This is a genomic window from Enterobacter cloacae complex sp. P16RS2, from assembly GCF_014982155.1.
Lineage (GTDB): Bacteria > Pseudomonadota > Gammaproteobacteria > Enterobacterales > Enterobacteriaceae > Enterobacter > Enterobacter cloacae_M.
Window position 1 is genome coordinate 88,673 of record NZ_JADCKW010000019.1, and the last position, 20,155, is coordinate 108,827.

At 57.0% G+C, this 20,155-nt stretch carries 20 protein-coding genes; 15 read left to right on the top strand and 5 right to left on the bottom strand.

Annotation, left to right across the window (positions count from 1 at the left end; genetic code table 11):
- Nucleotides 1–191: 191 nt before the first annotated feature.
- Nucleotides 192–1,220, bottom strand: a complete 1,029-nt coding sequence (gene rsmC, locus INF68_RS13575; RefSeq protein ID WP_126786303.1) for a 16S rRNA (guanine(1207)-N(2))-methyltransferase RsmC — start codon at nucleotides 1,218–1,220, stop codon at nucleotides 192–194.
- 102 nt (nucleotides 1,221–1,322) lie between these two features.
- Here rsmC and INF68_RS13580 point away from each other — a divergent pair, with 102 nt between their 5' ends.
- From INF68_RS13580 to INF68_RS13615, 8 genes are all read left to right on the top strand, one after another.
- The gene (locus INF68_RS13580) at nucleotides 1,323–1,736 is read left to right on the top strand and encodes a DNA polymerase III subunit psi (protein ID WP_126786304.1); all 414 of its coding nucleotides are present in this window, start codon (nucleotides 1,323–1,325) and stop codon (nucleotides 1,734–1,736) included.
- Entirely contained in the window at nucleotides 1,705–2,148 is a 444-nt protein-coding gene (rimI, locus tag INF68_RS13585) for a ribosomal protein S18-alanine N-acetyltransferase (RefSeq protein ID WP_047742882.1), read from the top strand. The genes INF68_RS13580 and rimI overlap by 32 nt, the downstream gene beginning before the upstream one ends.
- A 19-nt stretch (nucleotides 2,149–2,167) precedes the next feature.
- Nucleotides 2,168–2,845 (top strand): pyrimidine 5'-nucleotidase, encoded by a 678-nt coding sequence (gene yjjG, locus INF68_RS13590; RefSeq protein ID WP_023310313.1) that lies wholly within the window; start codon nucleotides 2,168–2,170, stop codon nucleotides 2,843–2,845.
- Nucleotides 2,846–2,936: 91 nt separating this feature from the next.
- Nucleotides 2,937–4,526: a peptide chain release factor 3 gene (gene prfC, locus INF68_RS13595; protein ID WP_109845613.1), complete on the top strand. Its 1,590-nt coding sequence runs from the start codon at nucleotides 2,937–2,939 to the stop codon at nucleotides 4,524–4,526.
- A gap of 299 nt (nucleotides 4,527–4,825) precedes the next feature.
- Nucleotides 4,826–5,443 (top strand): molecular chaperone OsmY, encoded by a 618-nt coding sequence (gene osmY, locus INF68_RS13600; protein ID WP_045355076.1) that lies wholly within the window; start codon nucleotides 4,826–4,828, stop codon nucleotides 5,441–5,443.
- Nucleotides 5,444–5,570: 127 nt separating this feature from the next.
- Nucleotides 5,571–5,732, top strand: coding sequence for a DUF1328 domain-containing protein (locus INF68_RS13605; protein WP_003856556.1), 162 nt, complete (start codon nucleotides 5,571–5,573; stop codon nucleotides 5,730–5,732).
- 120 nt (nucleotides 5,733–5,852) lie between these two features.
- Complete coding sequence (locus INF68_RS13610) at nucleotides 5,853–6,905, top strand: patatin family protein (RefSeq protein ID WP_023310316.1); 1,053 nt, start codon at nucleotides 5,853–5,855, stop codon at nucleotides 6,903–6,905.
- Nucleotides 6,902–7,684, top strand: coding sequence for a TatD family hydrolase (locus tag INF68_RS13615; protein WP_109845612.1), 783 nt, complete (start codon nucleotides 6,902–6,904; stop codon nucleotides 7,682–7,684). Before INF68_RS13610 ends, INF68_RS13615 begins: the two co-directional genes overlap by 4 nt.
- Here INF68_RS13615 and INF68_RS13620 read toward each other — a convergent pair.
- Nucleotides 7,679–8,539: a YjjW family glycine radical enzyme activase gene (locus INF68_RS13620; RefSeq protein ID WP_109845611.1), complete on the bottom strand. Its 861-nt coding sequence runs from the start codon at nucleotides 8,537–8,539 to the stop codon at nucleotides 7,679–7,681. The genes INF68_RS13615 and INF68_RS13620 overlap by 6 nt on opposite strands.
- Entirely contained in the window at nucleotides 8,514–10,061 is a 1,548-nt protein-coding gene (locus INF68_RS13625; RefSeq protein ID WP_126786305.1) for a YjjI family glycine radical enzyme, read from the bottom strand. The genes INF68_RS13620 and INF68_RS13625 overlap by 26 nt, the downstream gene beginning before the upstream one ends.
- A 262-nt stretch (nucleotides 10,062–10,323) precedes the next feature.
- On the opposite strand from INF68_RS13625, the gene deoC reads away from it, so the two are divergent.
- The 4 genes from deoC (at nucleotide 10,324) to deoD (ending at nucleotide 14,624) form a co-directional block, all read left to right on the top strand.
- Nucleotides 10,324–11,103 (top strand): deoxyribose-phosphate aldolase, encoded by a 780-nt coding sequence (deoC, locus tag INF68_RS13630; RefSeq protein ID WP_023310320.1) that lies wholly within the window; start codon nucleotides 10,324–10,326, stop codon nucleotides 11,101–11,103.
- Nucleotides 11,104–11,212: 109 nt separating this feature from the next.
- Nucleotides 11,213–12,535: a thymidine phosphorylase gene (gene deoA, locus INF68_RS13635; RefSeq protein WP_126786306.1), complete on the top strand. Its 1,323-nt coding sequence runs from the start codon at nucleotides 11,213–11,215 to the stop codon at nucleotides 12,533–12,535.
- Between the two features lie 53 nt (nucleotides 12,536–12,588).
- Complete coding sequence (deoB, locus tag INF68_RS13640) at nucleotides 12,589–13,812, top strand: phosphopentomutase (RefSeq protein ID WP_047060214.1); 1,224 nt, start codon at nucleotides 12,589–12,591, stop codon at nucleotides 13,810–13,812.
- An 89-nt stretch (nucleotides 13,813–13,901) separates the two neighbouring features.
- A complete protein-coding gene (gene deoD, locus INF68_RS13645; RefSeq protein ID WP_010427122.1) occupies nucleotides 13,902–14,624 on the top strand; it encodes a purine-nucleoside phosphorylase in 723 nt (240 codons plus the stop codon).
- Nucleotides 14,625–14,671: 47 nt separating this feature from the next.
- Here the strand turns inward: deoD and lplA are convergent, their stop codons facing one another.
- Together lplA and INF68_RS13655 are read right to left on the bottom strand one after the other, a co-directional pair.
- Nucleotides 14,672–15,688, bottom strand: a complete 1,017-nt coding sequence (gene lplA / locus INF68_RS13650) for a lipoate--protein ligase LplA (protein WP_126786307.1) — start codon at nucleotides 15,686–15,688, stop codon at nucleotides 14,672–14,674.
- 39 nt (nucleotides 15,689–15,727) lie between these two features.
- On the bottom strand, nucleotides 15,728–16,372 hold the full coding sequence (locus tag INF68_RS13655) for a YtjB family periplasmic protein (protein ID WP_023310324.1): 645 nt from the start codon (nucleotides 16,370–16,372) through the stop codon (nucleotides 15,728–15,730).
- Nucleotides 16,373–16,489: 117 nt separating this feature from the next.
- Between INF68_RS13655 and serB the strand changes: the two genes are divergently transcribed.
- The 3 genes from serB to nadR are packed head-to-tail and all read left to right on the top strand — an operon-like array spanning nucleotide 16,490 to nucleotide 20,125.
- Nucleotides 16,490–17,458, top strand: coding sequence for a phosphoserine phosphatase (serB, locus tag INF68_RS13660; protein ID WP_025757501.1), 969 nt, complete (start codon nucleotides 16,490–16,492; stop codon nucleotides 17,456–17,458).
- Between the two features lie 11 nt (nucleotides 17,459–17,469).
- On the top strand, nucleotides 17,470–18,855 hold the full coding sequence (gene radA, locus INF68_RS13665; RefSeq protein WP_014068810.1) for a DNA repair protein RadA: 1,386 nt from the start codon (nucleotides 17,470–17,472) through the stop codon (nucleotides 18,853–18,855).
- Between the two features lie 37 nt (nucleotides 18,856–18,892).
- Nucleotides 18,893–20,125: a multifunctional transcriptional regulator/nicotinamide-nucleotide adenylyltransferase/ribosylnicotinamide kinase NadR gene (nadR, locus tag INF68_RS13670; protein ID WP_006810194.1), complete on the top strand. Its 1,233-nt coding sequence runs from the start codon at nucleotides 18,893–18,895 to the stop codon at nucleotides 20,123–20,125.
- Nucleotides 20,126–20,155 lie beyond the last annotated feature (30 nt).

Below are 20,155 nucleotides of genomic sequence, written 5' to 3' on the forward strand. Positions count from 1 at the left end.
CCAATTCCGCCACCTTCGCATACCATCGATACTGTAAAAGTATCGTAACCACGGAGGCGCATTCTAGATGTTTTCAGCTTTACGTCAACAGAAAAGTGCGCGCTACGCCTTGATTGCTGCAAAAATGGCCGATGCAGGCGCCATGCGGAGCCGGATGGCGCTTGCGCTTATCCGGCCTGCTGGAGTGGAGATTACTTTTTGGCCTGGCGCGTCATGACGGTACGGTAGACCTTAAAGCGGCCGGTCTGCGCGATCACTTCGTGGAAGCCGAAGGTTTCGTCCAGCACTTTCGGGTACGCCAGGAAGGCGTTCGCGACAATACGCAGCTCGCCGCCGCTGTTAAGGTGACGGACTGCGCCACGGATCAGCGTTTGCGCGGCTTCCAGGCTGGTCTCCATGCCGTCGTGGAACGGCGGGTTGGAGATAATCATGTCGAAGCGACCGGTGACGTCGGAGAAGACGTTGCTGGCAATCACCTCGCCTTCAATGCCGTTTGCGGCAAGCGTTGCGCGGCTGGCTTCTACCGCCGGGGCGCTCACGTCACACAGGGTTAAGCGCACTTTTGGTGAATGGCTGGCGAGCACGGTAGAGAGCACGCCCGCGCCGCAGCCCACGTCCAGCACTTTGCCTTTGGTGTGCGGCGTCAGGGTGGAGAGCAGCAGCTTGCTGCCCGTATCCAGCGCGTCACGGCTGAACACGCCCGGCAGGGTTTTGATGGTCAGGCCGTCAAGCTGGTACTCGTCCCAGTATGCCTGTGGATCGAACGTTGTCTGCTTTGCCAGACGGCCATGATACAGACCACAGCGGCGTGCGCTGTCGACTTTATTCAGCGGCGCGTAGCCTTCCAGCATCTGTTCAGCGCTACGCACGCCGCTGCGGTTCTCACCCACCACGAAAATATCGCAGCCGACCGGCAGCAGGGAGAGCAGGTTCATCAGCTGGAACTGGGCTTCCGGTTTATTCTTCGGCCAGTAGTAGATCAGCGTATCGCAGTCGGCGATATCGCTCTGCTCTGCCACCAGGCTAAAGCGCGCGCGCTCGCCCATCTGGCGGCTCAGCACCTGCCAGTGGTGGTAGTATTGGGTGTGGGCACGGCTTTCAGCACAGTCGAAACGCGCGGGCAGGTCATCCTGCATATCTCCGGCAAACAGAATACGGCTTTCTTCGAAATCATCACTGTGACGCAGCAAGACTTCACTTGCCGGGGTAAATGCAGACATGAATTGTTCCTCAATAAACTCAGGCGGGGATTATAGTAGGTAGATGGCGCACTTTCGACACATTTGCTATATTTGCGCGCCTGAGAGACAGGAGTTTTCCCTATGACATCCCGACGAGACTGGCAGTTGCAGCAGCTGGGCATTACCCAGTGGGCTTTGCGTCGCCCGACGGCGTTGCAGGGCGAAATCGCCATTTCCATCCCTGCGCACGTACGCCTGGTGATGGTGGCGGAAGAACTGCCTGCCCTGAATGAACCCCTGATCGATGATGTCCTTCGCAGCCTGAAGATGACGGCCGACCAGGTTTTACAGCTGACGCCAGATCGTGTTGCGATGCTTCCTCCTGATAGCCGCTGTAACAGCTGGCGTATCGGAGAAACAAACGAGATCCCCCTCCAGGGGAGCCAGATCTGCACGCCAGCGCTGGACGAACTGAAAGCCAACCCAAAAGCGCGCAGCGCGCTATGGCAACAAATCTGCGAATATGAACACGATTTCTTCCCTCACGACGCCTGACCTGACCACAGCGTTTGCGATTGAAACACGCGCCCACGCGTTTCCGTGGAGCGAAAAAACCTTCGCCAGCAATCAGGGCGAACGGTATCTGAACTTCCGTCTGGACGTTGACGGCACCATGGCCGCCTTCGCGATCACGCAGGTTGTTCTTGATGAAGCGACGCTGTTTAATATTGCGGTTGATCCCGCGTTTCAGCGCCGTGGGCTGGGAAGAGAACTGCTCGAGCACCTCATTCGCGAGCTCGAAACCCGTGACGTTTTCACCCTGTGGCTGGAGGTGCGCGCGTCGAATGTCGCCGCCATCGCGCTCTATGAAAGCTTAGGCTTTAACGAGGCGACAATCCGCCGTAACTACTACCCCACCGCAGAGGGACGTGAAGACGCCATCATAATGGCTCTGCCAATTGGATAACGAATATAAGGTTGTAACGATGAAATGGGACTGGATTTTCTTTGATGCCGACGAAACGCTGTTTACGTTCGATTCGTTCGGCGGCCTGCAGCGGATGTTTCTCGACTATAGCGTGACCTTCACCGCTGAAGATTTTCAGGACTATCAGGCGGTAAACAAGCCGCTGTGGGTGGATTACCAGAACGGTGCCATCACCGCGTTACAACTTCAGCACCAGCGCTTTGACGTCTGGGCGGAACGCTTAAAGGTCAGTCCGGGGACGCTGAACGATGCGTTTCTGAACGCGATGGCCGATATCTGTGCGCCACTGCCGGGTGCGGTTTCCCTACTGAATGCGTTGAAAGGCAAGGTGAAACTGGGGATCATCACCAACGGTTTTACCGCCCTGCAGCAGATCCGCCTCGAGCGCACCGGCCTGCGCGATCATTTCGACGCGCTGGTGATCTCGGAAGAGGTGGGCGTACCTAAACCGGATCCGCGTATTTTCGACTACGCGCTGGCGCAGGCCGGTAACCCTGACCGCGATCGCGTCCTGATGGTGGGTGATACGGCAGAGTCAGATATCCTGGGCGGCATGAAGTCAGGTCTGTCGACCGTCTGGCTCAACGCGCATGGCCGCGTGAAGCCTGAAGGCATCGAACCGACCTGGACCGTGACGTCGTTGAACGAACTGGAGCAACTCCTGTGTAAACAATGATTGCCTGCCCCCCATTGATGGGTAAAATAGCCGCAATTTTGTATTCCATGATGCGTGGCGTGCTGCCGCGCTTATAAAAGAAGATTTAATTATGACGTTGTCTCCTTATCTGCAAGAGGTGGCCAAGCGCCGCACTTTTGCCATTATCTCGCACCCGGATGCCGGTAAAACGACCATCACTGAGAAGGTGTTGCTGTTCGGACAGGCGATCCAGACTGCCGGTACCGTGAAGGGCCGTGGCTCCAGCCAGCATGCAAAATCCGACTGGATGGAGATGGAAAAGCAGCGTGGTATTTCGATTACCACCTCCGTGATGCAGTTCCCGTATCACGACTGCCTGGTGAACCTGCTGGACACCCCGGGTCACGAAGACTTCTCCGAAGATACCTACCGTACCCTGACGGCGGTGGACTGCTGTCTGATGGTGATCGACGCCGCGAAAGGTGTAGAAGACCGTACCCGTAAGCTGATGGAAGTCACCCGTCTGCGCGATACGCCGATCCTCACCTTCATGAACAAACTCGACCGTGACATCCGCGATCCGATGGAGCTGATGGATGAAGTGGAAAACGAGCTAAAGATCGCCTGTGCGCCCATCACCTGGCCCATTGGCTGCGGCAAGCTGTTCAAAGGGGTGTATCACCTCTATAAAGACGAAACCTACCTGTATCAGACCGGTAAAGGCCACACCATTCAGGAAGTGCGCATTGTTAAAGGTCTGGACAACCCGGATCTGGACGCGGCGGTCGGGGAAGAGCTGGCCGCGCAGCTGCGCGACGAGCTGGAGCTGGTGAAGGGCGCTTCTCACGAGTTCGACAAAGAGCTGTTTCTGAGCGGTGAAATTACTCCGGTCTTCTTCGGTACCGCGCTGGGCAACTTCGGCGTTGACCACATGCTGGACGGTCTGGTGGAGTGGGCACCGCGCCCGATGCCGCGTAACACCGACACCCGTGAAGTGGAAGCGCAGGAAGAGAAATTCACCGGCTTCGTGTTCAAAATTCAGGCCAACATGGACCCGAAACACCGCGACCGCGTGGCCTTTATGCGCGTGGTGTCCGGTAAATATGAAAAGGGCATGAAGCTGCGCCAGGTGCGTACCGGTAAAGACGTGGTGATTTCCGACGCGTTGACCTTTATGGCGGGTGACCGTTCGCACGTTGAAGAGGCGTATCCGGGCGACATCATCGGTCTGCACAACCACGGCACTATTCAGATCGGCGATACGTTCACCCAGGGCGAGATGATGAAGTTCACGGGTATTCCGAACTTCGCACCGGAGCTGTTCCGTCGTATCCGTCTGCGTGATCCGCTGAAGCAGAAACAGCTGCTGAAAGGCCTGGTTCAGCTCTCCGAAGAGGGCGCCGTGCAGGTGTTCCGCCCCATCGCGAACAACGACCTGATCGTTGGTGCGGTCGGCGTGCTGCAGTTCGACGTGGTTGTCGCGCGTCTGAAGAGCGAGTACAACGTGGAAGCGATTTACGAGTCTGTGAACGTCGCGACCGCGCGCTGGGTTGAGTGTTCTGACGTGAAGAAATTCGAAGAATTTAAGCGTAAGAACGAAATTCAGCTGGCGCTGGATGGCGGCGATAACCTGACCTATATCGCGCCAACTATGGTGAACCTGAACCTGACGCAGGAACGTTACCCTGACGTTCAGTTCCGTAAAACCCGCGAGCACTAATCCCCTCTCAGAGCACGGCTCCCGCCGTGCTCTTCTTTAATTCCTGTCTTATTAATCCCTTGCGGAATGTTCTTAATTCAACGCAATTTCACGCTATTCGCGCGTTTTTTACCCAATTCTGAAAGCGGCTCTGTGAGAGTGATCTATATTTAACTCAGTGTTTAACACCGGGCGTGGATAAATTAACTGTTCAATGCATGACTTTAGGTTATCCATTTTGCCCGTGTGTTTATTCGCAATATATAAAACTACTAAGGAAGTATGTAGCCCGAATAACGGGTAAACACAGGAATAGATCGATGAATATGACAAGACTGAAGATTTCGAAAACTCTGCTGGCTGTAACCCTGGGTAGCGTTCTGGTGAGCGGTTCCGCTCTGGCGGAAAGCAGCACAATGGATAAAGCCCAGTCCACGGCCGATAGCGCAGGGCAAAAAATCGATAGCTCTATGAATAAAGTCGGCAACTTCATGGACGACAGCTCAATCACAGCAAAAGTGAAAGCCGCACTGGTGGATGATGAATCCATCAAAAGTACCGATATTTCCGTTAAGACCGACAAGAAAGTGGTCACGCTGAGCGGCTTCGTGGAAAGCCAGGCTCAGGCCGAACAGGCGGTGAAAGTCGCCAAGGGCGTTGAAGGCGTTGCGTCCGTCAGCGATAAGCTGCACGTACGTGACGGTAAAAACGCGTCGGTGAAAGGTTATGCCGGTGATGCCGCTACTACCAGCGAAATCAAAGCTAAACTTTTAGCAGATGACATCGTGCCGTCCCGTAAGGTGAAAGTGGAAACCACCGATGGTGTGGTTCAGCTTTCCGGTACGGTAGATTCGCAGGCGCAAAGTGAACGCGCCGAGTCCATCGCGAAAGCGATTGACGGTGTGAAAAGCGTTAAAAACGATCTGAAAACGAAGTAAATCTGGACCATTCGCCCGTCTGGTTAAAACCTGCGGGCGAAATAAGAACGACTCTGGAAAAACGCCGGTGAGTGACCTGAGCGCTCACGTTTAGCGGCCGACATTAACTATGGTAAAGGAGAAGCTTATGTTTCGTTGGGGCATTATATTTCTGGTTATCGCGTTAATTGCCGCCGCATTGGGCTTTGGTGGACTGGCAGGTACAGCGGCATGGGCAGCTAAGATTGTGTTCGTTGTAGGTATTATTCTGTTCCTGGTCAGCCTGTTTACGGGTCGTAGACGTCCGTAGCAAACGCAATATTCCTTCAACAAAATAAAGCCAGTCACTGCGACTGGCTTTTTCTTATTTGCGTAACAGGTCGGGTGCGTTACTGTGGTGTTATAAAATAATCAAAACAGGAAAGCAGAGGTGGGGCAACGAATTCCCGTTACGCTCGGCAATATTGCGCCGCTGACGTTAAAGCCGTTTCGCGCAGGACAACTCGCGCTGGTCTGCGAAGGTGGAGGACAGCGCGGCATTTTCACCGCCGGCGTGCTGGATGAATTTATGCGCGCGCAGTTCAACCCGTTTGACCTTTACTTCGGCACCTCTGCCGGGGCGCAGAACCTCTCTGCCTATGTCTGTAACCAGCCTGGCTATGCGCGAAAGGTCATCATGCGCTACACCACGGCAAAAGAATTTTTTAATCCGGTGCGCTTTGTGCGCGGCGGCAACCTGATCGATCTCGACTGGCTGCTGGAGTCGACCTCCAGCCAGATGCCGCTGGCCATGGATACCGCTGCCCGTCTGTTTGATAGCGGCAAAGAGTTCTGGATGTGCGCCAGCCGGGGCGATGACTATTCGCCGGGCTATTTTTCTCCTCAGAAGGAGAACTGGCTGGACATCATCCGCGCCTCCAGCGCGATCCCCGGCTTTTATCGTACGGGAGCCCTGCTGGACGGCATTAGCTATCTGGACGGTGGGATCAGTGACGCTGTGCCGGTGCAGGAAGCCGCCCGGCGCGGGGCGAAAACCATTGTGGTGATCCGTACCGTACCGTCGCAAATGTATTACACGCCGCAGTGGTTTAAACGGATGGAGCGCTGGTTGGGCGACAGCAGCCTGCAGCCGCTGGTGAACATCGCGAAGCAGCATGAAACCACCTACGGCGCGATGCAGCGCTTCATTGAAAAACCGCCGGGTAAGCTGCGTATTTTTGAAATCTATCCGCCTAAGCCGCTGCTGAGTATGGCCCTGGGCAGCCGCGTCCCTGCGCTGCGCATGGATTACAAAACGGGGCGGCTGTGCGGGCGTTACTTCCTGGCGACGGTGGGGAAAATGCTGGCGGAGCAACCGCCGCTTCATCGCCATAAACGCATTATTTTGCCGCCTGCGATTGTCGCTAACGACGCCCTGACGACGCCGCTGGTGGATATTCCGCAGGCGAATGACGCTTTACTGGATAACGAGGATCTGGCGTGACGCTCCGCTTTGTCGATACCCACTGCCACTTTGATTTTCCGCCATTTACGGGGGATGAAGAGCAAAGCATTGCGAAAGCGGCTGAGGCAGGCGTTCAGGCTATTATTGTGCCGGCAGTGGAAGCGGCCTATTTTTCCCGGGTGCTGGATCTTTCCGCGCGGCACTCCGCGCTCTATGCCGCGCTCGGCCTGCATCCGATTGTGATTGAGCGGCATCTTGATGAGCACATTGAGAGTCTTGATGAGGTCGTGCAAACCGCAGGAGACAAACTTGTCGCCATCGGTGAGATCGGCCTCGATCTTTATCGCGAGGATCCGCAGTTTGAGCGCCAGCAGACGATCCTCGACGCGCAGCTCAGGCTGGCGAAGCGCCACGATCTGCCGGTGATCCTCCACTCAAGACGCACGCACGATAAGCTGGCGATGCACCTGAAACGCATCGATCTGCCGCGCAGGGGCGTCGTGCACGGTTTCTCCGGCAGCCTGCAGCAGGCGCAGCGTTTTATTGAACTGGGCTATAAAATCGGCGTCGGTGGCACCATCACCTATCCGCGCGCCAGTAAAACCCGGGACGTGATGGCACAGCTGCCGCTGTCGGCGCTTCTGCTGGAAACCGACGCGCCGGATATGCCGCTGAATGGTTTTCAGGGCCAGCCGAATCGCCCGGAACAGGCGGCGCGCGTGTTTACCACCCTGTGTGAACTGAGAAAAGAGCCTGAAGAGGTGATTGCCGATGCGCTGCTGGAAAATACCCGTTCGGTATTTGGCATCACGCTATAGGTAAAGCGCCGGACGGATCACCGTTATCTTCTGTTTTTCCAGCGCCAGTGCCAGCGGTTCAACGTCCTCGGGCGTGGCGCTGCGCCATGAGGCCGCCTCACCGTAAACGCCATGCGCATGAAACGCGTTGATGCGCACCGGCACATTTCCAAGCCCGTGGATAAAGGTCGTTAGCGGTTTGAGATGTTCCAGATAATCACACTGCTCCGGAATAACCAGCAGGCGGAGTTCCGTCAAACGGTGACGATCTGCCAGCCAGCGGATGCTCTGCTTAATCTGCGGGTTTTCGCGCCCGGTCAGGAAACGGTGATGCTCGTTCCCCCACGCCTTCAGATCCAGCATCGCGCCATCCAGTACCGGCAGCAGCTTTTGCCAGCCGGTTTCGCTTAACAGACCGTTGCTGTCTACCAGGCAGGTGAGGTGACGCAGGGCGGGATCGGCTTTGATCGCGGTGAACAGGGCGATCAAAAACGGCAATTGCGTTGTGGCTTCACCACCGCTCACGGTGATCCCTTCGATAAAGGGGGCGGATTTGCGGACCTGGGTGAGGATCTCTTCCACGCTGAAGCGGTGCGCCATAGGCGTTGCCTGCTGCTGGCACAGGTGCAGGCAGGTGTCGCACTGGTGGCAGTCACTCTCCTGCCACCAGACGCGTCCGGCCTGAATGGTCAGCGCGTCGTGCGGGCAGTGGGTCACACAGTCCCCGCAGTCGTTGCAGCGGCCGATCGTCCACGGGTTGTGGCAGGTTTTACAGCGCAGGTTGCAGCCCTGCAGGAACAGCGCCAGGCGGCTGCCCGGCCCGTCCACGCAGGAAAAAGGAATGACCTGACTAACTAAAGCGCATCTGCTGTTCATGGCTAACCACGCGCGGCTGACGTTCCAGAATTCGGGTATTGCGTGCGGCTTCTTCCCCTAGCCAGGTAGTATTGGTGCGCGATCCGGCTTCCCGATATTTCTCCAGATCCGACAAACGAACCATATAGCCGGTCACGCGTACCAGATCGTTACCCGCGACGTTGGCGGTAAATTCACGCATTCCCGCTCTGAACGCCCCCAGGCAAAGCTGAACCACCGCCTGCGGATTGCGTTTGACCGTCTCCTCCAGGGTGAGAATATCGCTGATTCCAGAGTGATAGTGTTTGTGATGTGGCGCAACGGCCAGCAGATGGCTGATAAGATCCGGCTCATCGCCGTAGGGTAGGCGCGCGCCCGGCGTGGTGCCCGAATCGGAGCTGATCCCCGACTGCGCGTGCAGCATCGCGCGATGCTTCCAGCCGTGCTTCACCGGCGTGTTTTCAACAAATGCCGCAAGCTGTTCGCTGATGCGATAGCCCAGCGCGTTGGCCTGCTCGTCTTTTCCGTAACGGCCTTCAATGCCCTCCTTTTCACAGAGCGTATTCACCGCTTCCGCCAGGCCGTACATGCCAAACATGGGCACAAACCGATCCGCATCAATCAGCCCCTCTTTGACCAGGAAGCTATTCTCAAAGAAGCCAGATTGCTCGTACAGGAAACCGCAGCGCGCATCGATGATGGCAATTTGCTGCTGGCAGTAGTGCGGGAGCGCGCGGGTGAAGAAGTCTTCAATGGATGCGCTGCGTTCAGCAATGGCTTTGAGGTTGAGGCGCACCAGAGTGCTGCCACCGCCAGCAAGCGGCAGGGAGTTGTAACAGCTCACTACGCCGTAACGGCCTTTTGTGAAAATTTTATCATTCATCGGGCCATTAGAAATATGCGGTTTGCTGCATTCACATATGTTTTTTGCCACCTCAAGCAGCAGGTCGTCCGGGGTGATATCGGGATCGTAGATAAAGGTCAGGTTCGGTGCGACCTGCTTCAGCTCTGCGTCGGCACGCAGAATGGCACGCGTGACGGGCGTATCTTCAGGCCCGATGTTTGCGTGCATAAACGCATCCGGCAGCGTACGGTCGAGATAGCGCCAGAAACGTTTTATTCGGCTATCGATCTCTTCTTGTGTTAGAATTCTAACATATGGGGTTAATATCGCATCAAGCTGACCGAGATACACCGGCATCGATGTGACGGACGGAACATGATGGTAGAGGATGGTTAACAGCGAGAGGGCATCGTCAAGATCTTTCGCCTCTTCCAGCTCCAGCCACTCTGAACCGTTAGCCAGAAATTTTGCGTAATCCGGCAGAACGTAACGGGGTTTGTAAGGCGCATGACCTTCGAACATGTCGCAGATAAACCCCTCGTCCAGCGCGGCTCGTGCGGCCTCAGGAAGTGCCGGGTAAGGCAGGTTGTTTTCCGCTTCCAGCGCCAGAAAATGACGTTTTTGTTCCGGGGTTAACACCGGGCTTGTCACAATGTGCTGGCAACGTTGTTGCAGGGCGTCGGGGCTGGAGTGGGGCATATTCGCTTCCTTGAGTGTTCTGCGGATGATGAACAGATTGTAGAAAGCCAGCCTGTCGGGGCTTTTGATCCGACAGGGGGTATCGCTGCTTTAGTCGGCAATTTACGCGCTAAAGTTTGAAGAATATCTCATTACAGTAATGCAAATTTGTATGCAGTTTTCATTAACTGTGATGAATGTCGAAGTGTGGATGCGGGTGAATGTTAGAATACTCACAGACCCGCAAGGTAAAATTTATACGGCACTGCCGTTGGAGAATGTTATGACCGATTTAACTGCAAGCAGCCTGCGCGCGTTGAAACTGATGGACCTGACCACCCTGAACGATGACGACACCAATGAAAAAGTCATCGCCCTGTGCCATCAGGCGAAAACGCCGGTGGGTAACACCGCAGCCATCTGTATCTACCCGCGCTTTATCCCTATTGCCCGTAAGACTCTGAAAGAGCAGGGTACGCCGGACGTGCGTATTGCAACCGTAACTAACTTCCCGCATGGCAACGACGATATCGAGATCGCGCTGGCAGAAACCCGCGCGGCGATTGCCTACGGCGCAGACGAAGTTGACGTGGTGTTCCCGTACCGCGCGCTGATCGCCGGCAACGAGCAGGTCGGTTTTGACCTGGTGAAAGCCTGTAAAGACGCGTGCGCGGCGGCAAACGTGCTGCTGAAAGTGATCATCGAAACCGGCGAGCTGAAAGAAGAAGCGCTGATTCGTAAAGCGTCTGAAATCTCCATCAAAGCCGGTGCGGATTTCATTAAAACCTCTACCGGTAAAGTGCCGGTGAATGCGACCCCGGAAAGCGCGCGCATCATGATGGAAGTGATCCGCGACATGGGCGTATCCAAAACCGTTGGTTTCAAACCTGCGGGCGGCGTGCGTACCGCTGAAGACGCGCAGCAGTTCCTGGCGATTGCCGACGAGCTGTTTGGCGCCGACTGGGCCGATTCCCGTCACTACCGCTTCGGTGCGTCCAGCCTGCTGGCTAGCCTGCTGAAAGCGCTGGGTCACGGCGACGGTAAGAGCGCAAGCAGCTACTGATTGCCAGACAATGCCGGATGACGCTTAGCTTATCCGGCCTAAAGAATCGTAGGGCGGGTAAGCGTAGCGCCACCCGCCACAACTCCCCCGATTCCGCATGGAGGTTACCGTGTTTCTCGCACAAGAAATTATTCGTAAAAAACGTGATGGTCATGCATTAAGCGATGAAGAGATCCGCTTCTTCATCAACGGCATTCGTGATAACACCGTCTCAGAAGGGCAGATTGCGGCTCTGGCGATGACCATTTTCTTCCACGATATGTCGATGCCTGAGCGCGTGTCGCTGACCATGGCGATGCGAGATTCAGGAACCGTTCTGGACTGGAAAAGCCTCAACCTTAACGGCCCGATTGTGGATAAGCACTCCACCGGCGGCGTGGGCGACGTGACGTCTCTGATGCTCGGCCCAATGGTGGCAGCCTGCGGCGGTTACATCCCGATGATCTCCGGGCGCGGCCTGGGCCACACCGGCGGTACGCTCGACAAACTGGAAGCCATTCCGGGCTTCGATATCTTCCCGGATGACAACCGCTTCCGCGACATTATTAAAGACGTTGGTGTGGCGATTATCGGTCAGACCAGCTCTCTTGCTCCGGCAGACAAGCGTTTCTACGCGACCCGCGACATTACCGCGACCGTTGACTCTATCCCGCTGATCACCGCCTCTATCCTTGCGAAGAAACTGGCAGAAGGGCTTGACGCGCTGGTGATGGACGTGAAGGTCGGCAGCGGCGCCTTTATGCCGACCTATGAACTTTCTGCTGCGCTCGCAGAAGCGATCGTTGGCGTCTCCAACGGCGCGGGCGTGCGCACCACTGCGCTGCTCACCGACATGAACCAGGTGCTGGCGTCCAGCGCCGGTAACGCCGTCGAAGTGCGTGAAGCGGTGCAGTTCCTGACCGGTGAATATCGCAACCCGCGCCTGTTCGAAGTGACCATGGCGCTGTGCGTTGAGATGTTAATCTCCGGCAAGCTTGCCAAAGACGACGCAGAAGCCCGCGCGAAGCTGCAGGCGGTGCTGGATAACGGCAAAGCGGCGGAGATCTTCGGCCGCATGGTTGCAGCCCAGAAAGGCCCGACCGATTTCGTCGAAAACTACGCGAAATACCTGCCAACCGCGACTCTCAGCAAAGCGGTGTATGCCGATAGCGAAGGGTTTGTCTCTGCAATGGACACCCGTGCGCTGGGTATGGCGGTGGTCTCGATGGGCGGCGGCCGTCGTCAGGCGTCAGACACCATTGATTACAGCGTCGGCTTTACCGATATGGCCCGTCTGGGCGACAGCGTTGACGGTCAACGTCCGCTGGCGGTGATCCACGCCAAAGACGAAGCCAGCTGGCAGGAAGCGGCTAAAGCGGTGAAAGCGGCAATTACGCTTGACGATAAAGCGCCGGAAACCACACCGACTGTCTATCGCCGTATCACCGAATAGCGGTATACTGATCTGATCGATAATTTTTGAAGCACTACGTACGGAGAACAATTATGAAACGTGCATTTATTATGGTGCTGGACTCATTCGGCATCGGCGCAACCGAAGATGCAGAACGTTTTGGTGACGTGGGTTCCGATACCATGGGTCACATCGCGGAAGCCTGTGCGAAAGGCGAAGCGGATAACGGTCGTAAAGGCCCTCTGACTCTACCTAACCTGACCCGCCTCGGTCTGGTGAAAGCGCATGAAGGTTCTACCGGTAAAATCGCAGCCGGTATGGACGGCAACGCGGAAGTCGTGGGCGCCTACGCCTGGGCTCACGAGCTCTCCTCCGGTAAAGACACCCCGTCTGGCCACTGGGAAATCGCCGGTGTGCCGGTGCTGTTCGACTGGGGTTACTTCTCCGATCACGAGAACAGCTTCCCGCAGGAGCTGCTCGATAAGCTGGTGAAGCGCGCCAACCTGCCGGGCTACCTCGGTAACTGCCACTCTTCCGGTACCGTAATTCTGGATCAGCTCGGCGAAGAGCACATGAAAACCGGCAAGCCGATTTTCTACACCTCTGCTGACTCCGTGTTCCAGATTGCCTGCCACGAAGAGACCTACGGCCTGGATAAACTCTACGAGCTGTGCGAAATCGCCCGTGAAGAGCTGACCGAAGGCGGCTACAACATTGGCCGCGTGATCGCGCGTCCGTTTGTGGGTGACAAAGCGGGTAACTTCCAGCGTACCGGTAACCGTCACGACCTGGCCGTTGAGCCACCGGCACCGACCGTACTGCAGAAGCTGGTTGAAGAGAAAGACGGCCACGTGGTTTCCGTGGGTAAAATCGCGGATATCTACGCCAACTGCGGCATCACCAAAAAAGTGAAAGCCACCGGTCTGGACGCGCTGTTTGATGCCACCATCAAAGAGATGAAAGAAGCGGGCGACAAGACTATCGTCTTCACCAACTTCGTGGACTTTGACTCCTCCTGGGGCCACCGTCGCGACGTCGCAGGCTATGCAGCAGGTCTTGAGCTGTTCGACCGTCGTCTGCCGGAGCTGATGGAGCTGGTGGGTGAAGATGACATTCTGATCCTGACCGCGGACCACGGCTGTGATCCAACCTGGACCGGTACCGACCACACCCGTGAGCACATTCCGGTGCTGGTGTACGGCCCGAAAGTGAAGCCGGGCTCGCTCGGTCACCGTGAAACCTTCGCGGACATTGGCCAGACCCTGGCGAAATACTTTGGTACGTCTGACATGGAATATGGCAAGGCCATGTTCTGAATCATGTTGGGTGAGGTCTGATGCCCTCACCCCGGCCCTCTCCCACAGGGAGAGGGTGAAAAGAATAAACAATGTAAAAGGAACTGAAGATGGCAACTCCTCACATTAACGCAGAAATGGGTGATTTCGCTGACGTCGTATTGATGCCGGGCGACCCGCTGCGCGCGAAGCACATTGCAGAAACTTTCCTGGAAGACGTGCGTGAAGTGAACAACGTTCGCGGCATGCTGGGCTTCACCGGTACCTATAAAGGCCGCAAAATCTCCGTTATGGGCCACGGTATGGGTATCCCATCCTGCTCTATCTACACCAAAGAGCTGATCACCGACTTCGGCGTGAAGAAAATCATCCGCGTTGGCTCATGCGGCGCGGTGCGCATGGACGTGAAGCTGCGCGACATCGTTATCGGCATGGGTGCCTGCACCGATTCCAAAGTTAACCGCATGCGTTTCAAAGACCATGACTTCGCGGCGATTGCTGACTTCGGCATGGTGCGTGACGCGGTTGACGCGGCAAAAGCGCTGGGCGTTGAAGCGCGCGTGGGTAACATCTTCTCTGCTGACCTGTTCTATGCCCCGGACGGAGGCGAGATGTTCGACGTGATGGAGAAATACGGCATTCTGGGCGTGGAAATGGAAGCGGCAGGTATCTACGGCGTCGCGGCTGAGTTTGGTGCGAAAGCGCTGACCATCTGCACCGTGTCTGACCACATCCGTACCCATGAGCAGACCACCGCTGCCGAGCGTCAGACTACCTTTAACGACATGATCAAAATCGCGCTGGAATCCGTTCTGCTGGGCGATAAAGAGTAATTCTGTCTCTTCCCTCCCTCTCCCTGTGGGNNNNCACCAGACCGCACCTAGCGCACGGCCTGTGCAATCCACGCCGACAGCTCCCGCAGCTCTTTTTCCTGCTCCGGGAAATCTCCGATCAACACGTCGCATTCCTGCTGCAGCATATCAGCCCGGTACAAACAGCCCTGCAAACGTGCCGCCAGCGCCTCTAACGGTGCCGGGTTCAGGCTATCGGTAAACACCTGCGTGCGGGTAATATGGCCTTTCTCCACGTCAAAATGCAGCTCCACGCCGCCCCAGGTAAAACGCTCGTCCAGCAGATGGGAAAACGCAGGAGCCTGACCGAAGTTCCACTCCCAGCTGCTCTGGCGGGCGAAGGTTTCGGCGAAGTTGGGCAGGTCCGGGATTTTTTCAGGGGAGATGACTTCTGCTTCCACGCGCTCGCCGTAATGTTCAAAGAACGCGTCACGGATGGCATCGCAAATCTGCTCGTGCGTGATCCCCGGCAACAGCTCCACCAGATTTGCCACGCGGCCGCGCACGGAGGTAATTCCTTTGGCCTGGAGCTTTTTCTTATCCGGATTCAGGTAGTTAGCCAGACGGCTCAGATCGGCGTTCAGCAACAGGGTGCCGTGGTGGAACCCGCGATCCATCGTTTCGCGGTAGGCGGAGCCGGAGACCTTCCGGTCGCCCTCGGGGGTTTTCACCACCAGATCGTTACGCCCGGAGGCTTCTGCCGTCACGCCGAGTGAATTGAGCGCGTTGAGGACGATGGACGTTGAGATGGTTTTATCGTATTCCGGTTTGCCCGCCATAAAGGTAAAGCAGGTATTGCCCAGATCGTGAAACACCGCGCCGCCGCCGCTGCTTCTACGTGCGAGGCGGACGTTGTCTTCTTCCATACGCCGGGTGTTGCACTCTTTCCACGGGTTTTGCGCGCGGCCGATGACCACCGTATCGGCGTTACGCCAGAGAAACAGTACGCGCTGGGTAGCGGGCATCTGGCGGAAGATGCCCTCTTCTACCGCGAGATTAAACCAGGGATCGTAAGAGTCAGAGATAAGCAGGCGTAACGTCGTCATGGCAAAGTTCCTTTTCCGAATCGTTCGCCTACTTTATCACTAATCTTTCTTCTCGCTCTCTTCGTCTTCGGGGACGGATTTGCTGGCGGTCAGCAGGAACGGGGATTGCTGCCAGCGCGAGCGCTTGCCGCGAAGCAGGGTGCGCGCCAGCACAACGCCGATGGCGAGTGAAAGCAGCAGCATCAGGCGCAGAATATTGGTGGTATTATCGACCTGTTTGGCTTCAGTAGGCAGGGTGTGGGTATCGAGGGTCAGGCGCAGATAGCCCAGTGGGCCATTCTTCCCCTGAATAGGTTCGACAATCTGCTGGTTAAAGTAGCCCCCGGCTTTTTTCCCGTCCAGCGCCAGCCTGTCGCGCACGTCGACGTGCTCGCCCGCGCGGGCAATCAGGTTGCCTTGCTCATCATAGACGCCAGCATCAAGAATGCGGCTGTTCTCCGTGAGCAGGCGTAAAACCTGGCCTATCCGCTTATCGTCCGGCGTTTCGGTACGCATGGACGGCGCGACGTTGAGCGTCACCTGGCGCGCCAGCGTGCGGGCCAGCTCTTCAAACTGCGGGTTACGTTGCCGTTGATGGTTCTGGCTAAACCACGATGCCCCTTGCATCAGCACCACTAGTAGTGCGAGACAGGAAAGGACAATCACGGCGCGATGAAGCCGGAATTTCAGTTTTGCGCGAGCCATATTCCACCTGCTGAAAATTTACGGCTTAATGTTGCCAGAAGTGATGGTTACAGGGTAGCCTCATGCGTTATTTTCCCTCTGCAACCTTCCGGCGCGAACGAAATTACAGGAGCTTTAATGCCGAACATTACCTGGTGTGACCTGCCAACGGATGTCTCTTTATGGCCAGGATTGCCGCTCTCTTTAAGTGGCGATGAGGTGATGCCTCTGGATTACCACGCCGGTCGTAGCGGCTGGCTCCTCTACGGACGCGGTCTGGATAAGCAACGCCTGACCCAGTATCAAAGCAAGCTGGGTGCGGCGATGGTCATCGTCGCCGCCTGGTGCGTGGAAGACTACCAGGTTATTCGCCTGGCGGGTTCCCTGACTCAGCGCGCAACGCGTCTGGCGCATGACGCGGGGCTGGACGTCGCGCCGCTAGGCAAAATTCCGCACCTGAAAACCCCGGGCCTGTTGGTGATGGACATGGACTCTACCGCCATTCAGATCGAGTGTATCGACGAGATTGCGAAGCTGGCGGGCAGCGGGGAGCTGGTGGCGGAAGTTACCGAGCGTGCGATGCGCGGCGAGTTGGATTTCACCGCCAGCCTGAGACAGCGCGTGGCGACCCTGAAAGGCGCTGATGCCAACATTCTGCGCCAGGTGCGCGACGTGCTGCCGCTGATGCCAGGGCTGACGCAGCTGGTGCTGAAGCTACAGTCCCTCGGCTGGAAAGTGGCGATCGCCTCCGGTGGCTTCACCTTCTTCGCGGATTATCTGCGGGAAAAACTGCATCTGACCACCGTGGTGGCCAACGAGCTGGAGATCATGGACGGCAAGCTGACCGGCCAGGTGATCGGCGATATCGTAGATGCCCAGTACAAAGCCAATACGCTGACGCGTCTGGCGGAAAAATATGAAATTCCGGTCGTCCAGACCGTCGCCATCGGCGATGGCGCGAACGACCTGCCGATGATCAAAGCCGCCGGGCTGGGCATTGCCTACCACGCCAAGCCAAAAGTGAATGAAAAGACGGAAGTCACTATCCGTCACGCTGACCTGATGGGGGTGTTCTGCATTCTCTCCGGCAGCCTTAATCAGAAATAACGAGGTAAACCGTGGCGAAAGCTCCAAAACGCGCATTTGTCTGTAATGAATGTGGTGCGGATTATCCGCGCTGGCAGGGGCAATGCAGCGCCTGTCATGCCTGGAACACCATCACCGAAGTGCGTGGTGTGGCGGCTTCGCCGAGCGTGGCGCGCAATGAGCGCCTGAGCGGCTATGCCGGTAACGCGGGCGTGGCGAAGGTGCAAAAACTTTCGGACATCAGCCTCGAAGAGCTGCCGCGCTTCTCCACCGGGTTCAAAGAGTTTGACCGCGTGCTCGGCGGCGGCGTGGTGCCGGGCAGCGCGATCCTGATCGGCGGTAACCCGGGCGCGGGTAAATCGACCCTGCTGCTGCAAACGCTCTGCAAGCTCGCCGAACAGATGAAAACCCTGTACGTCACGGGCGAAGAGTCACTGCAGCAGGTGGCGATGCGCGCGCACCGTCTGGGCCTGCCGACCGGCAACCTGAACATGCTCTCCGAAACCAGCATCGAGCAGATCTGCATGATTGCCGAAGAAGAGCAGCCGAAGCTGATGGTGATCGACTCCATCCAGGTGATGCATATGGCGGACATTCAGTCTTCGCCGGGCAGCGTCGCGCAGGTGCGTGAAACCGCGGCTTACCTGACGCGCTTTGCCAAAACGCGCGGCGTGGCGATTGTGATGGTCGGCCACGTGACCAAAGACGGCTCGCTGGCCGGGCCGAAGGTGCTGGAACACTGTATCGACTGCTCCGTAATGCTCGATGGCGACGCGGATTCCCGCTTCCGCACCCTGCGTAGCCACAAGAACCGCTTTGGTGCGGTGAACGAACTGGGCGTGTTTGCCATGACCGAACAGGGGCTGCGCGAAGTCAGCAATCCGTCGGCCATCTTCCTGAGCCGCGGCGATGAGATCACCTCCGGCAGCTCGGTGATGGTGCTGTGGGAAGGGACACGTCCACTGCTTGTCGAAATTCAGGCGCTGGTGGACGTGTCGATGATGGGCAACCCGCGGCGCGTGGCGGTTGGTCTGGAACAGAATCGTCTGGCGATCCTGCTGGCGGTGCTGCACCGTCACGGCGGGTTGCAGATGGCGGATCAGGACGTCTTCGTTAACGTGGTCGGCGGCGTCAAAGTCACGGAGACCAGCGCAGACCTGGCGCTGCTGCTGGCGATGGTCTCCAGCCTGCGAGACAGACCGCTGCCGCAGGATCTGGTCGTCTTCGGCGAAGTGGGCCTCGCCGGGGAAATCCGTCCGGTACCCAGCGGTCAGGAGCGTATCTCCGAGGCGGCAAAACACGGTTTCCGCCGGGCGATAGTTCCCGCCGCCAACGTGCCGAAAAAGATCCCGGAAGGGATGCAGGTATTTGGCGTGAAAAAACTCGCTGATGCGTTAAATGTCTTTGACGACTTATAATTACGTAAATTTGATTTTGCAGGAGGCACCGTAATTTATGTCATCATTTGACTATATCAAGACCGCTATCCGCCAGAAGGGCTGCACGCTGCAGCAGGTGGCAGACGCCAGCGGCATGACCAAAGGCTACCTGAGCCAACTGCTGAACGCCAAAATCAAAAGCCCCAGCGCGCAGAAGCTCGAAGCGCTGCACCGCTTTCTGGGGCTGGAGTTCCCGCGTATGCAAAAGAACATCGGCGTGGTGTTCGGCAAGTTTTACCCGCTGCATACCGGGCATATCTATCTGATCCAGCGCGCCTGCAGCCAGGTGGACGAGCTGCACATCATCATGGGGTACGACGAAACCCGCGATCGCCAGCTGTTTGAAGACAGCGCCATGTCGCAGCAGCCGACCGTACCGGACCGCCTGCGCTGGCTGCTCCAGACCTTTAAGTATCAGAAAAATATTCGTATTCATGCCTTTAACGAAGAGGGCATGGAGCCGTATCCGCACGGCTGGGACGTGTGGAGCAACGGCATCAAAGCGTTTATGGAAGAGAAGGGCATTGCGCCTAACTGGATCTACACCTCTGAAGAGTCCGACGCGCCGCAGTTCCGCGAGCATCTGGGTATCGAGACGGTGCTGATCGACCCGAAACGTACCTTTATGAACATCAGCGGGGCGCAGATCCGCGAAAACCCGTTCCGCTACTGGGATTACATTCCGACCGAAGTGAAGCCGTTCTTCGTGCGTACCGTCGCGATCCTGGGCGGCGAGTCGAGCGGGAAATCGACGCTGGTCAACAAGCTGGCGAACATCTTCAATACCACCAGCGCGTGGGAATACGGCCGCGATTATGTTTTCTCACACCTTGGCGGCGACGAGATGGCGCTGCAGTATTCCGACTACGACAAAATCGCGCTCGGTCATGCCCAGTACATTGATTTTGCGGTCAAATACGCCAACAAAGTGGCGTTTATCGATACCGATTTCGTGACCACGCAGGCGTTCTGTAAAAAATATGAAGGGCGCGAGCACCCGTTCGTGCAGGCGCTGATTGACGAATACCGCTTTGACCTGGTGATCCTGCTGGAAAACAACACCCCGTGGGTCGCTGACGGCATGCGCAGCCTCGGCAGCTCCGTGGACAGACGGGAATTCCAGTCCATGCTGGTGGAGATGCTCAACGAAAACAACGTTGAGTTTGTGCATGTGGAAGAGTCGGACTACGACTCCCGCTTCCTGCGCTGCGTCGAGTTGGTGAAGGAGATGATGGGAGAGCAGGGGTAAGCGTTAACCACCCTCTCCCACAGGGAGAGG

Bases quoted from the DNA above. Each gene is read 5' to 3' on its own strand.
- rsmC (WP_126786303.1), bottom strand. From the start codon at position 1,220: ATGTCTGCATTTACCCCGGCAAGTGAAGTCTTGCTGCGTCACAGTGAT.
- INF68_RS13580 (WP_126786304.1), top strand. From the start codon at position 1,323: ATGACATCCCGACGAGACTGGCAGTTGCAGCAGCTGGGCATTACCCAG.
- rimI (WP_047742882.1), top strand. From the start codon at position 1,705: ATGAACACGATTTCTTCCCTCACGACGCCTGACCTGACCACAGCGTTT.
- yjjG (WP_023310313.1), top strand. From the start codon at position 2,168: ATGAAATGGGACTGGATTTTCTTTGATGCCGACGAAACGCTGTTTACG.
- prfC (WP_109845613.1), top strand. From the start codon at position 2,937: ATGACGTTGTCTCCTTATCTGCAAGAGGTGGCCAAGCGCCGCACTTTT.
- osmY (WP_045355076.1), top strand. From the start codon at position 4,826: ATGAATATGACAAGACTGAAGATTTCGAAAACTCTGCTGGCTGTAACC.
- INF68_RS13605 (WP_003856556.1), top strand. From the start codon at position 5,571: ATGTTTCGTTGGGGCATTATATTTCTGGTTATCGCGTTAATTGCCGCC.
- INF68_RS13620 (WP_109845611.1), bottom strand. From the start codon at position 8,539: ATGAACAGCAGATGCGCTTTAGTTAGTCAGGTCATTCCTTTTTCCTGC.
- INF68_RS13625 (WP_126786305.1), bottom strand. From the start codon at position 10,061: ATGCCCCACTCCAGCCCCGACGCCCTGCAACAACGTTGCCAGCACATT.
- deoC (WP_023310320.1), top strand. From the start codon at position 10,324: ATGACCGATTTAACTGCAAGCAGCCTGCGCGCGTTGAAACTGATGGAC.
- deoB (WP_047060214.1), top strand. From the start codon at position 12,589: ATGAAACGTGCATTTATTATGGTGCTGGACTCATTCGGCATCGGCGCA.
- deoD (WP_010427122.1), top strand. From the start codon at position 13,902: ATGGCAACTCCTCACATTAACGCAGAAATGGGTGATTTCGCTGACGTC.
- lplA (WP_126786307.1), bottom strand. From the start codon at position 15,688: ATGACGACGTTACGCCTGCTTATCTCTGACTCTTACGATCCCTGGTTT.
- INF68_RS13655 (WP_023310324.1), bottom strand. From the start codon at position 16,372: ATGGCTCGCGCAAAACTGAAATTCCGGCTTCATCGCGCCGTGATTGTC.
- serB (WP_025757501.1), top strand. From the start codon at position 16,490: ATGCCGAACATTACCTGGTGTGACCTGCCAACGGATGTCTCTTTATGG.
- nadR (WP_006810194.1), top strand. From the start codon at position 18,893: ATGTCATCATTTGACTATATCAAGACCGCTATCCGCCAGAAGGGCTGC.